Origin of the sequence: Segatella paludivivens DSM 17968 = JCM 13650 (genome assembly GCF_000373185.1) — a bacterium.
Taxonomy (GTDB): domain Bacteria; phylum Bacteroidota; class Bacteroidia; order Bacteroidales; family Bacteroidaceae; genus Prevotella; species Prevotella paludivivens.
Genome location: NZ_KB890632.1, coordinates 43,139 through 57,260 on the forward strand (window position 1 = coordinate 43,139; position 14,122 = coordinate 57,260).

At 40.6% G+C, this 14,122-nt stretch carries 17 protein-coding genes; all 17 read left to right on the forward strand.

Annotation, left to right across the window (positions count from 1 at the left end):
• Nucleotides 1-14 precede the first annotated feature (14 nt).
• The 17 genes from rpoC to rplN all read left to right on the forward strand — a co-directional run bounded on the left by rpoC (nt 15) and on the right by rplN (nt 14,106).
• Entirely contained in the window at nt 15-4,337 is a 4,323-nt protein-coding gene (gene rpoC, locus B045_RS0103640) for a DNA-directed RNA polymerase subunit beta' (RefSeq protein WP_018462911.1), read from the forward strand.
• A gap of 557 nt (nt 4,338-4,894) precedes the next feature.
• A complete protein-coding gene (locus B045_RS0103645; RefSeq protein ID WP_018462912.1) occupies nt 4,895-5,206 on the forward strand; it encodes a DUF3467 domain-containing protein in 312 nt (103 codons plus the stop codon).
• Nucleotides 5,207-5,408: 202 nt separating this feature from the next.
• On the forward strand, nt 5,409-5,792 hold the full coding sequence (rpsL, locus tag B045_RS0103650; RefSeq protein WP_018462913.1) for a 30S ribosomal protein S12: 384 nt from the start codon (nt 5,409-5,411) through the stop codon (nt 5,790-5,792).
• A 130-nt stretch (nt 5,793-5,922) separates the two neighbouring features.
• On the forward strand, nt 5,923-6,399 hold the full coding sequence (gene rpsG / locus B045_RS0103655; RefSeq protein ID WP_018462914.1) for a 30S ribosomal protein S7: 477 nt from the start codon (nt 5,923-5,925) through the stop codon (nt 6,397-6,399).
• Between the two features lie 21 nt (nt 6,400-6,420).
• A complete protein-coding gene (gene fusA / locus B045_RS0103660) occupies nt 6,421-8,535 on the forward strand; it encodes an elongation factor G (protein WP_025883835.1) in 2,115 nt (704 codons plus the stop codon).
• 95 nt (nt 8,536-8,630) lie between these two features.
• Nucleotides 8,631-8,936 carry a 30S ribosomal protein S10 gene (gene rpsJ / locus B045_RS0103665; RefSeq protein ID WP_018462916.1) on the forward strand — a complete coding sequence of 102 codons (306 nt, stop codon included), beginning with the start codon at nt 8,631-8,633 and terminating at the stop codon, nt 8,934-8,936.
• Nucleotides 8,937-8,977: 41 nt separating this feature from the next.
• Entirely contained in the window at nt 8,978-9,592 is a 615-nt protein-coding gene (gene rplC / locus B045_RS0103670) for a 50S ribosomal protein L3 (RefSeq protein WP_018462917.1), read from the forward strand.
• Complete coding sequence (gene rplD / locus B045_RS0103675) at nt 9,592-10,221, forward strand: 50S ribosomal protein L4 (RefSeq protein ID WP_018462918.1); 630 nt, start codon at nt 9,592-9,594, stop codon at nt 10,219-10,221. Before rplC ends, rplD begins: the two co-directional genes overlap by 1 nt.
• An 18-nt stretch (nt 10,222-10,239) precedes the next feature.
• Nucleotides 10,240-10,533 (forward strand): 50S ribosomal protein L23, encoded by a 294-nt coding sequence (rplW, locus tag B045_RS0103680; RefSeq protein ID WP_018462919.1) that lies wholly within the window; start codon nt 10,240-10,242, stop codon nt 10,531-10,533.
• 7 nt (nt 10,534-10,540) lie between these two features.
• Nucleotides 10,541-11,368, forward strand: coding sequence for a 50S ribosomal protein L2 (gene rplB / locus B045_RS0103685; RefSeq protein WP_018462920.1), 828 nt, complete (start codon nt 10,541-10,543; stop codon nt 11,366-11,368).
• A 10-nt stretch (nt 11,369-11,378) separates the two neighbouring features.
• Nucleotides 11,379-11,648 (forward strand): 30S ribosomal protein S19, encoded by a 270-nt coding sequence (rpsS, locus tag B045_RS0103690; protein WP_018462921.1) that lies wholly within the window; start codon nt 11,379-11,381, stop codon nt 11,646-11,648.
• 35 nt (nt 11,649-11,683) lie between these two features.
• Nucleotides 11,684-12,088: a 50S ribosomal protein L22 gene (rplV, locus tag B045_RS0103695; RefSeq protein WP_018462922.1), complete on the forward strand. Its 405-nt coding sequence runs from the start codon at nt 11,684-11,686 to the stop codon at nt 12,086-12,088.
• A gap of 8 nt (nt 12,089-12,096) precedes the next feature.
• Entirely contained in the window at nt 12,097-12,828 is a 732-nt protein-coding gene (gene rpsC / locus B045_RS0103700) for a 30S ribosomal protein S3 (RefSeq protein ID WP_018462923.1), read from the forward strand.
• A 14-nt stretch (nt 12,829-12,842) separates the two neighbouring features.
• Entirely contained in the window at nt 12,843-13,271 is a 429-nt protein-coding gene (gene rplP, locus B045_RS0103705; protein WP_018462924.1) for a 50S ribosomal protein L16, read from the forward strand.
• Between the two features lie 3 nt (nt 13,272-13,274).
• On the forward strand, nt 13,275-13,469 hold the full coding sequence (rpmC, locus tag B045_RS0103710) for a 50S ribosomal protein L29 (protein WP_018462925.1): 195 nt from the start codon (nt 13,275-13,277) through the stop codon (nt 13,467-13,469).
• 2 nt (nt 13,470-13,471) lie between these two features.
• Nucleotides 13,472-13,738, forward strand: a complete 267-nt coding sequence (gene rpsQ / locus B045_RS0103715; protein ID WP_018462926.1) for a 30S ribosomal protein S17 — start codon at nt 13,472-13,474, stop codon at nt 13,736-13,738.
• Between the two features lie 2 nt (nt 13,739-13,740).
• Nucleotides 13,741-14,106 (forward strand): 50S ribosomal protein L14, encoded by a 366-nt coding sequence (gene rplN, locus B045_RS0103720; RefSeq protein ID WP_018462927.1) that lies wholly within the window; start codon nt 13,741-13,743, stop codon nt 14,104-14,106.
• Nucleotides 14,107-14,122 lie beyond the last annotated feature (16 nt).

Here is a 14,122-nt window from a genome sequence, read left to right on the forward strand (position 1 = left end):
ATCAAAAGATAAATATGGCTTTTAAGAAAGATACAAAAGTTAAAAATAATTTTACGAAGATTACTATAGGTCTTGCTTCTCCGGAGGAGATCTTGGAAAATTCGTATGGCGAGGTTACAAAACCTGAAACCATTAATTATCGCACATATAAGCCTGAACGTGACGGTCTATTCTGTGAGCGCATTTTCGGTCCTACCCGTGATTATGAATGTGCCTGCGGTAAGTACAAGCGTATTCGTTATAAAGGTATAGTATGTGATCGATGCGGTGTAGAGGTAACTGAGAAAAAGGTTCGTCGTGAACGTTCAGGACATATCGAACTCGTTGTCCCAGTTGCTCATATCTGGTATTTCCGCTCTTTACCTAACAAGATAGGTTATCTGTTGGGACTTCCTACAAAGAAACTTGATGCTGTGGTATACTACGAAAAGTATATCGTTATCAAGGCAGGTGCTATGGAGGGAAAGAAGGATGCTGATGGTTTGGAACTTAACGGTTCTCACAAGATGGATCTCCTTTCTGAGGATGAATATCTTGATATCCTTGACAATAAAATAGATCCTAACAATGAATATCTTGATGACAGCGACCCTAATAAGTTTATCGCTAAAATGGGTGCTGAAGCAATTTATGATTTGTTAGTAAATATTGACCTTGACGGCTTGAGCTATGAATTGCGTGACCGTGCTAACAATGATGGTAGCCAGCAGCGTAAGACAGAGGCTTTGAAGCGTCTACAGGTTGTTGAGGCATTCCGTGCATCAAGGGAATTCAATAAACCAGAGTGGATGATAATGAAGATTATCCCTGTAACTCCTCCTGAGTTGCGTCCACTTGTACCACTTGATGGTGGTAGATTTGCTACATCTGACCTTAACGACTTATATCGTCGTGTTATTATACGTAACAATCGTCTTAAGAGACTTATGGAAATTAAGGCTCCTGAGGTTATCTTGCGTAATGAGAAACGTATGCTTCAGGAAGCTGTCGATTCTTTGTTTGACAACTCACGTAAGTCTTCAGCTGTTAAGAGTGAAAGTAATCGTCCTTTGAAGTCTCTTTCTGATTCACTGAAAGGTAAACAGGGACGTTTCCGTCAGAACTTGCTTGGTAAGCGTGTTGACTATTCTGCACGTTCTGTAATTGTTGTAGGTCCTGAATTGAAAATGGGTGAGTGCGGTCTTCCAAAATTAATGGCAGCCGAACTATATAAGCCGTTTATTATACGTAAGCTTATTGAGCGTGGTATAGTAAAGACTGTTAAGAGTGCAAAGAAGATTGTTGATCGCCGTGAACCGGTTATCTGGGATATCCTTGAAAATGTAATGAAGGGACACCCTGTAATGCTTAACCGTGCGCCGACACTTCACCGTCTTGGTATTCAGGCTTTCCAGCCAAAACTTATAGAAGGTAAAGCTATCCAGCTTCATCCACTTGCATGTACTGCTTTCAACGCTGACTTTGATGGTGACCAGATGGCTGTCCATCTTCCATTAAGTAATGAGGCTGTACTTGAGGCACAGATTCTTATGCTGCAAAGCCATAATATTCTGAATCCTGCAAATGGTGCGCCTATTACAGTACCTTCACAGGATATGGTGCTTGGTTTGTATTACATTACAAAGGTGCGTCCTGGTGCTAAGGGTGAGGGACTTAATTTCTACGGACCAGAGGAGGCTATGATTGCCAACAACGAGGGACGTTGTGAACTACATGCACGTGTAAAGTGTATAGTTGATGATGTTGTTGATGGCAAACCAGTTCGTCATATGGTTGAAACAACTGTAGGACGTGTTATCGTAAACCAGATTATTCCTGATGAAGTAGGTTTCTTTAATGATATCATTTCAAAGAAAACACTTCGTGGCATCATTTCTGATGTTATCAAGGCTGTTGGTATGGCTCGTGCTTGTTCTTTCCTTGATGGAATCAAGAACTTGGGTTACCGCATGTCTTATGTTGCTGGTCTTTCATTTAACTTGGATGATATTATCATACCAGAGGAAAAGGCAGACATTGTAGGCAAAGGTCAGGAAGAAGTTGATCAGATAAAGGCAAACTATGAAATGGGTTTCATCACTGATACTGAGCGTTATAATCAGGTAATTGATGCATGGACTCACGTTAATAATGACCTTGGTAATGTCTTGATGAAAGAGATGACCGAAGCTGATCAGGGATTCAATGCTGTATATATGATGCTTGATTCTGGAGCCCGTGGTTCTAAAGACCAGATTAAGCAGCTTTCAGGTATGCGTGGTCTTATGGCAAAGCCTCAAAAGGCTGGTGCTGAAGGACAGCAGATTATTGAAAACCCAATTCTTTCTAACTTTAAGGAAGGTATGTCTGTGTTGGAATACTTCATCTCTTCACATGGTGCTCGTAAGGGTCTTGCTGATACTGCTATGAAGACAGCCGATGCTGGATACCTGACTCGTCGTCTTGTTGACGTCTCTCATGATGTTATTATCACAGAGGAAGATTGTGGTACACTTCGTGGTCTTGAGTGTCGTGCTCTAAAGAATGGTGACGAAATTATCTCTACATTATATGAACGTATTCTTGGACGTGTTTCTGTTCATGATATTGTTCTTCCTACAACTGGCGAAATTATAGTTCATGCTGGTGAGGAAATCAATGAGGCTAAAGCTAAAATCATTGACGAGTCTCCAATTGAAATGGTTGAAATCCGTTCAGTTCTTACTTGTGAAAGCAAGCATGGTGTATGTATGAAGTGTTATGGACGTAACCTTGCTACTGCAAGAATGGTTCAGTTAGGTGAGGCTGTCGGTGTTATCGCTGCTCAGGCTATTGGTGAACCTGGTACACAGCTTACACTTCGTACTTTCCACGCTGGTGGTGTTGCTGGTAACGCAGCTGCAAATGCAAGTATCGTGGCTAAGAATGATTGTAAGGTAGAATTTGATGAAATTCGTACTGTTCCATTTAAGAACGAGGACGATAAGGATTGCAAAATGGTTGTAAGCCGTCTTGCTGAGATTCGTTTCATCGATCCAAACACAAATATAGTACTAAGTACTCTTAATGTTCCTTACGGTTCTTCACTTTATTTCGGTCAGGGTGACTTGGTAAAGAAGGGTGATCTAATTGCAAAATGGGACCCATTCAATGCCGTTATCGTTACTGAGTATGCAGGTACATTGAGATTCAATGATGTTATCGAGGGTATTACCTTCCATGCCGAAACCGATGATACAACCGGTTTGACAGAAAAGATTATTACTGATTCTAAGGACCGTTCAAAGGTTCCTACATGTGATATTCTTGATGCAGACGGTAATGTTATTGGTACATATAACTTCCCTGTAGGTGGTCACGTTGTTATTGAAGATGGTGCAACAGTTAGTACTGGTGAGACTATCGTTAAGATTCCACGTGCAGTTGGTGGTGCTGGTGATATCACTGGTGGTCTGCCTCGTGTAACAGAGTTGTTTGAGGCTCGTAATCCTTCTAACCCAGCTGTCGTTTCTGAAATTGATGGTGAAGTAACAATGGGTAAGGTTAAGAGAGGTAACCGCGAGATAATCGTAACTTCAAAGACTGGTGATCAAAAGAAATATCTAGTATCATTGTCTAAGCAGATTCTTGTTCAGGAACATGATGCTGTTCGTGCTGGTACACCTCTTTCTGATGGTGTTATCACTCCTGGTGATATCCTTGCAATTAAGGGTCCTACTTCTGTGCAGGAATATATTGTGAATGAGGTTCAGGACGTTTATCGTCTACAGGGTGTTAAGATTAATGATAAGCACTTTGAAATTATCGTTCGTCAGATGATGCGTAAGGTTCGTATCGATGATCCAGGTGATACCTCATTCTTGGAGCAGGAATTGGCTGATAAGTTGGATTTCGCAGAAGAGAATGATCGTATTTGGGGCAAGAAGGTTGTCATGGATGCTGGTGATTCTGATGTTATGAAACCAGGTCAGATTGTTACTGCACGTAAATTGCGTGATGAGAACTCTTCTCTGAAACGTCGCGATCTCAAACTCGTTCAGGTGCGTGATGCTGTCCCTGCAACATCTACTCAGATTCTGCAAGGTATTACTCGTGCCGCTCTTGCAACTAAGAGTTTTATGAGTGCCGCTTCTTTCCAGGAAACAACAAAGGTCCTTAATGAGGCTGCCATTCGTGGTAAGCAGGATAAGCTTGAAGGTATGAAGGAAAATGTTATTTGTGGACATTTGATACCTGCTGGTACTGGACTTCGTCAATGGGATAAACTTGTTGTCGGTTCAAAAGAAGAGTATGAACGTATGCAAGCTAATCGTAAAAATGTTCTTGACTTCGCTGAACACGGGGTAGTTACAGAATAATAACGATATGGATTAATATACTAGAGTAGGCAGCATTTATTGTTGCCTACTCTTTTTATTATATAAGGTTATTATTGCTTCGCTTAAAACACACAAAAAATAGGTAAGCTACCCAAATGTGCGAAATTTAAATCATTACCGAAAAATCTAAGCTCTAAACATTTATTTTATCATTTGCTACGTTATAAGCTAATCTACTTTCAGTGGACACTCTAGTTAATTTTATAGGGCACACATATTTCCATCGTAATTTTATATTCAATTGGACATGAATGATATGAAGTATGAACTATACCATTTATATTATCTGTATGATACTTATTCTTTTGTCACAGATAATATATGTTTTGTATTTTATTCCTTTAGATATATTATCTTAAACATTGCTTTTTGATGTGGCAATATAAATACTTAAGTAAAAAATTATCATTCCCCAAACTAGAAATAGTATTATACTAATGCAAATAAGTAGTTAATAATTTTGTTTGTTTTCTTGTGTGTGCGAAAGTTTTTCCGTACCTTTGTATATATAATAAACCTTTCGATTATTAATAGTTATGGAAGATAATAAAAATCAGGGATTACAGATAGAATTAAAACCAGATGTTGCAAAGGGTGTTTATGCCAATCTTGCGCTAATAACACATTCAAGTTCAGACTTTGTTCTTGACTTTGCCAGTATACTACCAGGTCTACCAAAGCCAGAGATAAATGCTCGTGTAATAATGGCTCCAGAGCATGCTAAGCGTTTACTTCAGGCTTTGCAGGAAAATGTGTATAAGTACGAACAGCAATTTGGTAAAATTGTTATACCAGAACAGCACTCTGGTATTATCGCTCCGTTTGATTTACCTAAAAAAGAGTCATAGATTTATTTCATTTCTAAAATAAATGTTAATAAAGTCTATATCTTGCTAATTTCAGTAAGATATAGACTTTTCGCATTCTTTATAATTAGGTAATTCAAAGTTTTGTTCGTACCTTTGCAGCCCGAAATGGGCATGTTTTGATGCCTGATTTCGTATTAAGTGACAATAATAAAATAAATATATAAATTAAAAAAGTAAAATTATGCCTACTATTTCACAGTTAGTAAGAAAAGGCAGAAAGGTGATTGTTGACAAGAGCAAGTCACCAGCTTTGGACAACTGCCCTCAGCGCCGCGGTGTTTGTGTTCGTGTTTACACCACAACACCTAAGAAGCCTAATTCAGCAATGCGTAAGGTTGCACGTGTACGTTTGACAAACCAGAAGGAAGTGAACTCTTACATTCCAGGAGAAGGACATAACCTTCAGGAGCACTCAATCGTTCTTGTACGTGGTGGTCGTGTAAAGGACCTTCCAGGTGTACGTTATCACATCGTTCGTGGTACTCTTGATACCGCAGGTGTTGCTAATCGTACTCAGCGTCGTTCTAAGTATGGTGCTAAACGTCCAAAGGCAGCTAAGAAGTAATTCTGAAATTAAAGAAATTTTTATCCGTTTTGCTGGAGATATTGTTAATAACAGGTTGAGTAAATGTTCGGGAGCGAACATTGAAGGACAGTAAGAAACAGCCCCATGCAGAATTTATTTTTCAAACAAAATGAGAAAAGCAAAACCAAAGAAACGCGTGATCCTTCCGGATCCAGTTTACAATGACCAAAAGGTCTCAAAGTTCGTTAATCATTTGATGTATGATGGTAAGAAGAATACATCTTATGAAATCTTTTACAAGGCTCTTGATACTGTAAAGGATAAGATGGCAAAAGAAGAGAAACCAGCTCTTGAAATATGGAAGCAGGCTCTTGATAACATCACTCCTCAGGTTGAGGTAAAAAGCCGCCGTATTGGTGGTGCTACATTCCAGGTACCAACAGAAATACGCCCTGACCGTAAGGAAAGTATTTCAATGAAGAACCTAATCCAGTTTGCACGTAAGCGTGGTGGTAAGTCAATGGCTGAGAAGCTAGCTGCCGAAATCATGGACGCTTATAACAATCAGGGTGGCGCATTTAAGCGTAAGGAAGATATGCATCGTATGGCTGAGGCTAACCGTGCATTCGCTCATTTCAGATTCTAATCATATAAAGGTAAAAAGAAAATGGCAAATCGCGATTTACATTTAACTCGTAACATCGGTATTATGGCTCACATTGATGCGGGTAAGACGACAACGTCTGAACGTATCTTGTTTTACACTGGTAAAACTCATAAAATTGGTGAGGTTCATGATGGTGCGGCTACAATGGACTGGATGGCTCAGGAGCAGGAGCGTGGTATAACTATTACTTCTGCGGCTACCACTTGTAACTGGAATTACGAAAATAACTCATACAAGATTAACTTGATTGATACTCCAGGACACGTTGACTTTACCGCTGAGGTAGAACGTTCTCTTCGTGTACTTGACGGTGCTGTTGCTACATATTCTGCTGCTGATGGTGTTCAACCTCAGTCAGAGACTGTTTGGCGTCAGGCTGACAAATACAACGTTCCTCGTATCGGTTATGTTAATAAAATGGACCGTTCTGGTGCAGATTTCTATGAAACTGTTCGCCAGATGAAAACTGTTCTTGGCGCAAACCCTTGCCCAATTCAGATTCCTATCGGTGCTGAAGAGAACTTCAAAGGTGTTGTAGATCTTATCACCATGAAGGCTATTCTTTGGCATGACGAGACAATGGGTGCTGAGTATGATGTAGAAGATATACCTGCAGAACTTCTTGACGAAGCTACTGAATGGCATGATAAGATGATAGAGAATGCAGCTAATTTTGATGATGATGTTATGGAACTTTACCTTGACGGTAAAGACGTTCCAACAGATAAGTTGATTGCTGCTATCCGTAAGGGTACTATCTCTATGGAACTAACTCCTATGCTTCTTGGTTCTTCATATAAGAACAAGGGCGTACAGCCACTTCTTGATTATATTTGTGCATTTTTGCCTTCTCCACTTGATACAGAAGCTATTCTTGGTACTAATCCTGATACTGATGAGGAAGAGGGTCGTAAGCCAACAGAAGAAGAGCCAACATCAGCTCTTGCATTTAAGATTGCTACCGACCCATTTATGGGACGTCTAGTTTTCTTCCGTGTATATTCAGGTAAAATTGCTGCAGGTTCATATGTATACAATCCTCGTTCTGGTAAGCGTGAGCGCATCAGCCGTTTGTTCCAGATGAACTCAAAGCAGGAAATTCCAATGGAGTCTATTGACGCTGGTGATATCGGCGCAGGTGTAGGTTTTAAGGATATTCGTACTGGTGATACTCTTTGCGATGAGGATCATCCTATCGTTCTTGAGTCAATGACATTCCCTGATACTGTAATCTCTGTTGCTGTTGAACCAAAGAGCCAGGCTGATGTCGCTAAGATGGATACTGGTCTTGCTAAACTTGCAGAAGAGGATCCAACATTTACAGTTCGTACTGATGAACAGAGCGGTCAGACTATCATTTCTGGTATGGGTGAACTTCACCTTGATATCATTATTGACCGTCTTAAGCGCGAGTTCAAGGTTGAATGTAATCAGGGTAAGCCACAGGTTAATTATAAGGAGGCTATTACTCGCACAGCACAAAGCCGTGAAACTTATAAGAAACAGTCTGGTGGTCGTGGTAAGTTCGCTTGTATCGATGTTACTATTGGTCCTAAGGACGATGATTATAAGGAAGGCGATTTACAATTCGTTAATGCTGTAAAGGGTGGTAATGTTCCTAAGGAATTCATACCATCTGTACAGAAAGGTTTTGCTGATTGTTTGTCTAATGGTGTTCTTGGAGGTTTCCCTATGACTGGTCTTAAGGTTACTCTTTCTGATGGTAGCTTCCACCCAGTTGACTCTGATCAGTTGTCTTTTGAACTAGTAGCTCATCAGGCATTTAAAGTTCTTTGCCCTAAGGCTGGTCCTGTTCTTATGGAACCAATCATGAAGGTTGAGGTTGTTACTCCTGAAGAGAACATGGGTGATGTTATCGGTGACTTGAATAAGCGTCGTGGTCTCGTTCAGGGTATGGAAGAGGCTCGTAGTGGTGCACGTATTGTTAAGGCTATGGTTCCATTGGCAGAAATGTTCGGCTATGTAACAGCTTTGCGTACAATCACTTCAGGTCGCGCTACTTCTTCAATGGAGTACGATCATCACGCACCTGTATCTACAACAATAGCTAAGGCTGTCCTAGAGGAAGCTCATGGACACTCAGAACTACTGTAAAGAATATTAAAGTCAGGGGAGAGTCGCTTAGCGAATGACTCTTAAGCGACAATCTTCTTACTTCTTTATTAATACATTTATAATTAAATTAAACAATGAGTCAGAAAATTAGAATTAAGCTGAAGTCTTATGACCACATGTTGGTTGATAAGTCAGCTGAAAAGATTGTGAAGGCTGTTAAGGCTACAGGCGCTATTGTTAGCGGTCCTATTCCATTGCCAACTCACAAGCGTATCTACACAGTGAACCGTAGTACTTTCGTTAATAAGAAAGCTCGTGAGCAGTTCCAGCTCTCAGATTTCAAGCGTCTTATTGATATCTATAGTTCTACAGCAAAAACTGTTGATGCTTTGATGAAACTTGATTTGCCATCAGGCGTAGAAGTTGAAATTAAGGTCTAATTTTATTAAGTTTAGTATTAATCTTTTAAATTTTTATTGAAATGCCAGGATTAATTGGAAAAAAAATCGGAATGACATCCGTTTTCAGCGCCGACGGTAAGAATGTACCGTGCACTGTTATCGAAGCTGGTCCTTGTGTTGTAACTCAGATCAAAACAGAAGAGACTGATGGTTACAAAGCTGTTCAATTAGGTTACGGAGAGGCTAAGGAGAATCGTACTTCTAAGCCAATGATGGGAGCCTTTAAGAAAGCTGGCACAACACCAAAGAAGCACTTGGCCGAGTTCAAGTTTGACGAGGAGCATAACCTCGGCGATACTATTACTGTTGAACTTTTCGCTGATGCTAAGTTTGTAGACATCGTTGGTACCTCTAAAGGTAAAGGTTTCCAGGGTGTTGTTAAGCGCCACGGTTTTGCTGGTGTAGGTCAAAGTACCCACGGTCAGGATGACCGAGCTCGTAAACCGGGATCTATTGGTGCTTGTTCTTATCCTGCAAAGGTGTTTAAGGGCATGCGCATGGGTGGTCAAATGGGTGGTGACCGTGTTACTACTCAGAATCTCCAGGTGTTAAAGGTAATTCCAGAGCATAATCTCCTTCTTGTTAAGGGTTCAGTTGCTGGATGTAATGGTTCAACCGTTTTAATCAATAAGTAATGGAAGTTAGCGTTTTAAATATAAATGGTCAGGAGACCGGAAGAAAGGTAACTCTTAATGAGGCTATCTTCGGAATTGAACCTAACGATCACGTTCTTTATCTTGATGTAAAACAATATCTTGCACAACAGCGTCAGGGTACTGCTAAATCTAAGGAAAGAAGTGAAATAAGTGGTTCTACTCGCAAACTTGGTCGTCAAAAAGGTGGCGGCGGTGCTCGTCGTGGTGATATCAATTCACCAATTCTTGTTGGTGGTGGTCGTGTTTTCGGTCCAAAACCACGTAATTATGACTTTAAATTAAACAAGAAAGTAAAAGTTCTTGCTCGTAAGTCTGCACTCTCATATAAGGCTCAGGAAAGTGCTATAGTTGTAGTTGAAGACTTCAACTTTGAAGCTCCAAAAACTAAAGATTTTGTAAATTTTGCTAAAAATCTTAAAGTTGATGGCAAGAAGGCACTTGTTGTTTTGCCAGAAGTTAATAAAAACGTATATTTGTCTGCTCGTAACTTAAAGCGTGCTGATGTAATGACTGCTTCAACGCTCAATTCGTATAAAGTTTTGAATGCTGAAGTCTTGGTTATAACAGAAAGCTCACTAAAGGCTATCGACGGTATCTTAACAAAGTAAAAAAGGAGAAATTAGAATATGGCATTTATTATAAAACCATTGGTTACTGAAAAGCAGACCAATATCACGGAGAAGAACGCTAGCCGTTATGGCTTCATCGTTCGACCTGAGGCTAATAAACTCCAAATTAAGAAAGAGGTCGAAGGTCTGTATAATGTTACAGTAGTAGATGTGAACACTCTTCGTTACGCCGGAAAGCGTTCTAGCCGCTTTACAAAGGCTGGACTCGTTAAGGGTCAGAAGAATGCGTTCAAAAAAGCAATCGTCACTGTAAAGGATGGCGATACAATTGATTTTTACAGCAATATTTAAATAAAAAATGGCAGTACGTAAATTAAACCCGGTTACACCGGGACAAAGACACAAAGTTATTGGCACGTTCGAGGATATTACTGCATCCGTGCCAGAGAAGTCTCTCGTTTACGGCAAACGCTCAACTGGTGGTCGAAACAACACTGGTAAAATGACCGTTCGCTATATTGGTGGTGGTCATAAGCAGAAGTTTCGTCTGATAGACTTTAAACGTGAGAAAGATGGTGTTCCTGCTGTAGTTAAGACAATTGAGTATGATCCAAACAGATCAGCTCGTATTGCTCTTCTTTATTACGCAGATGGTGAAAAACGTTACATTATTGCTCCTAATGGACTGCAGGTAGGTACTACTCTGATGTCTGGCGCAGATGCTGCTCCTGAAATTGGTAATACTCTTCCTCTTGCTAACATTCCTGTTGGTACAGTAATTCATAACATTGAATTACGTCCAGGACAGGGTGCGTTGTTAGTTCGTTCGGCTGGTAATTTTGCTCAGTTGACTTCTCGTGAGGGCAGTTATTGTGTTATTAAGCTCCCTTCTGGTGAAACACGCCAGATTTTGAGTGCTTGTAAAGCTACTATTGGTAGTGTTGGTAATTCTGACCACGCATTGGAACAGTCTGGTAAGGCTGGTCGCTCTCGTTGGTTGGGTCGTCGCCCACATAACCGTGGCGTTGTTATGAACCCTGTTGATCACCCAATGGGTGGTGGTGAAGGTCGTCAGAGTGGTGGTCATCCACGTTCTCGTAAGGGTCTTTACGCAAAGGGTCTTAAGACTCGTGCACCGAAGAAGCTTTCAAACAAGTATATTATCGAAAGAGCTAACAAAAAATAAAGAGTAAATTATGAGTCGTTCATTAAAAAAAGGTCCATACATAAACGTATCACTCGAAAAGAAGGTTCTCGCTATGAACGAGAGCGGTAAGGCGAGTGTTGTTAAAACATGGGCTAGAGCATCAATGATTTCCCCTGATTTTGTGGGACACACTGTTGCAGTTCATAACGGAAACAAATTTATCCCTGTTTACATTACTGAGAACATGGTTGGTCACAAGCTCGGAGAGTTTGCACCAACACGTCGTTTCGGCGGACACTCTGGTAACAATAGAAAGTAAGCGGGTTTAAACCATTTAACAAATTAGAATAAATAATGGGAGCAAGAAAACATATCGCAGCTGAAAAATTAAAGGAAGCTCGCAAAAATTTGTACTTCGCTAAGCTCAAAGGCGTTCCTTCTTCTCCACGTAAAATGCGCTACGTTGTAGACATGATTCGTGGTATGGAAGTTAACCGCGCTCTCGGAGTACTTAAGTTCTCTAAGAAACAGGCTGCTGCAGACGTTGAGAAGCTGTTACGCTCAGCAATTGCTAACTGGGAGAATAAAAATGACCGCAAGGCTGAAGATGGTGAACTTTATATTAGTAAGGTCTTCGTTGACGGAGGTGTTACTATGAAACGTATGAGACCTGCACCACAGGGTCGTGGTTTTAGAATTCGTAAGCGTTCTAATCACGTCACTTTGTTTGTAGAAGCCAAAACTAACGACGATAAATAATTAATAGAATGGGACAGAAAGTTAATCCAATAAGCAACCGACTTGGTATTATCCGTGGTTGGGATTCAAATTGGTTTGGTGGCAAGAACTTCGGAGATAGCCTCGTTGAGGATCGCAAAATCCGCAAGTATCTTAATGAGCGCCTAGCTAAGGCTAGTGTTTCTCGCATTGTCATCGAGCGTACACTGAAACTCGTCACCATCACTATTTGTACAGCCCGTCCGGGTATCGTCATTGGTAAAGGTGGTCAGGATGTTGATAAACTTAAGGAAGAGTTGAAGAAACTCTATAATAAGGATATTCAAATTAACATCTTTGAAGTTAAGAGACCAGAGCTTGATGCAAACATAGTTGGTAACAGCATAGCACGCCAGGTTGAAGGTAAGATATCTTACCGTCGTGCAATTAAAATGGCTGTTCAAAATACAATGCGCGCAGGAGCAGAAGGTATAAAGGTTCAAATTACAGGTCGTCTGAACGGAGCTGAAATGGCTCGTAAGGAAATGTTCAAAGAGGGTCGTACCCCATTGCACACTTTCCGCGCAGACATCGATTACTGTCAGGCAGAAGCCCTCACTAAGGTTGGTCTTCTGGGTATTAAGGTTTGGATTTGCCGTGGAGAAGTTTATGGCAAGCGTGACTTAACACCTAACTTTACTCAGGAGAAGCAAAATGGTGGCCGTTCTAATGGTGGCCGTAATGGTCGCGGCGGTAATCGTAAGAGAAACAATAACCGTTAAAAGTAGAAGCTATCATGTTACAGCCAAAAAGAGTAAAATATAGAAGACCTCAAGATGGTCGCGGTAATAAAGGTAACGCGCACAGAGGTACACAATTGGCTTTTGGTTCGTTTGGCATCAAGACTCTTGAGTCAAAATGGATTAATAGTCGTCAGATAGAGGCAGCTCGTGTAGCTGTAAACCGCTATATGAATCGTCAGGGACAGGTTTGGATAAGAATCTTCCCTGATAAACCAATCACTCGTAAACCTGCTGATGTCCGTATGGGTAAAGGTAAGGGTGATCCTGCTGGATGGGTTGCACCAGTAACACCGGGACGTATCCTCTTTGAAGTAGAGGGAGTTTCTTTTGATATCGCTAAAGAGGCGCTTCGCCTTGCTGCTCAGAAGCTTCCTGTCAAGACAAAGTTTGTTGTTAGACGTGATTTCGATAAAAACGCTTAAACTATGAAGATTAAAGAATTAAAAGAACTTGATGTCAAGGGATTGGCAGAAAAGTTGGAGACATCAAAGGCAAAACTCAATCAAATGAAGTTGAACCATTCAATAGCTCCTCTTGAGAATCCATCACAGATTAAGGCTGCTCGTCGTGACATAGCACGTATTGAAACAGAACTTCGTCAGAGAGAACTTAATAAATAATAATGGTCCAGATGGAAACAAGAAATTTAAGAAAAGTAAGACAGGGTGTTGTTGTCAGCAACAAAATGGATAAAACCATTGTTATTGCCTCTAAGTTCAAAGAGAAGCACCCTATTTATGGTAAATTTGTCCAGAAGACAAAAAAGTACCATGCTCATGACGAGAATAATGAAGCAAATGTAGGTGATACAGTGCAGATTATGGAAACTCGTCCTCTATCTAAGACAAAGAGATGGAGATTAGTACAAATTGTAGAAAAAGCTAAGTAATTATGATACAGGCAGAATCAAAACTTACAGTATGTGATAACAGCGGCGCACGTGAGGCTAAATGCATCCGTGTTCTCGGTGGTACCGGTCGTCGTTATGCTAGTGTTGGTGACGTTATAGTAGTTGCTGTACAAAACGTCATACCTTCTAGCGATTTGAAAAAAGGTGCAGTATCAAAGGCTTTGATCGTACGCACAAAGAAGGAAATTCGTCGTGCTGATGGTTCTTATATCCGTTTCGATGATAACGCATGTGTATTGCTCAATAATGCTGGTGAACTTCGCGGTAGTCGTATCTTCGGCCCTGTAGCTCGTGAGCTTCGTGCAGTAAACATGAAAGTCGTATCTTTGGCACCTGAGGTTCTTTAATTAATCATAAAACAAG

Bases quoted from the DNA above. Each gene is read 5' to 3' on its own strand.
- rpoC (WP_018462911.1), top strand. From the start codon at position 15: ATGGCTTTTAAGAAAGATACAAAAGTTAAAAATAATTTTACGAAGATT.
- B045_RS0103645 (WP_018462912.1), top strand. From the start codon at position 4,895: ATGGAAGATAATAAAAATCAGGGATTACAGATAGAATTAAAACCAGAT.
- rpsL (WP_018462913.1), top strand. From the start codon at position 5,409: ATGCCTACTATTTCACAGTTAGTAAGAAAAGGCAGAAAGGTGATTGTT.
- rpsG (WP_018462914.1), top strand. From the start codon at position 5,923: ATGAGAAAAGCAAAACCAAAGAAACGCGTGATCCTTCCGGATCCAGTT.
- fusA (WP_025883835.1), top strand. From the start codon at position 6,421: ATGGCAAATCGCGATTTACATTTAACTCGTAACATCGGTATTATGGCT.
- rpsJ (WP_018462916.1), top strand. From the start codon at position 8,631: ATGAGTCAGAAAATTAGAATTAAGCTGAAGTCTTATGACCACATGTTG.
- rplC (WP_018462917.1), top strand. From the start codon at position 8,978: ATGCCAGGATTAATTGGAAAAAAAATCGGAATGACATCCGTTTTCAGC.
- rplD (WP_018462918.1), top strand. From the start codon at position 9,592: ATGGAAGTTAGCGTTTTAAATATAAATGGTCAGGAGACCGGAAGAAAG.
- rplW (WP_018462919.1), top strand. From the start codon at position 10,240: ATGGCATTTATTATAAAACCATTGGTTACTGAAAAGCAGACCAATATC.
- rplB (WP_018462920.1), top strand. From the start codon at position 10,541: ATGGCAGTACGTAAATTAAACCCGGTTACACCGGGACAAAGACACAAA.
- rpsS (WP_018462921.1), top strand. From the start codon at position 11,379: ATGAGTCGTTCATTAAAAAAAGGTCCATACATAAACGTATCACTCGAA.
- rplV (WP_018462922.1), top strand. From the start codon at position 11,684: ATGGGAGCAAGAAAACATATCGCAGCTGAAAAATTAAAGGAAGCTCGC.
- rpsC (WP_018462923.1), top strand. From the start codon at position 12,097: ATGGGACAGAAAGTTAATCCAATAAGCAACCGACTTGGTATTATCCGT.
- rplP (WP_018462924.1), top strand. From the start codon at position 12,843: ATGTTACAGCCAAAAAGAGTAAAATATAGAAGACCTCAAGATGGTCGC.
- rpmC (WP_018462925.1), top strand. From the start codon at position 13,275: ATGAAGATTAAAGAATTAAAAGAACTTGATGTCAAGGGATTGGCAGAA.
- rpsQ (WP_018462926.1), top strand. From the start codon at position 13,472: ATGGTCCAGATGGAAACAAGAAATTTAAGAAAAGTAAGACAGGGTGTT.
- rplN (WP_018462927.1), top strand. From the start codon at position 13,741: ATGATACAGGCAGAATCAAAACTTACAGTATGTGATAACAGCGGCGCA.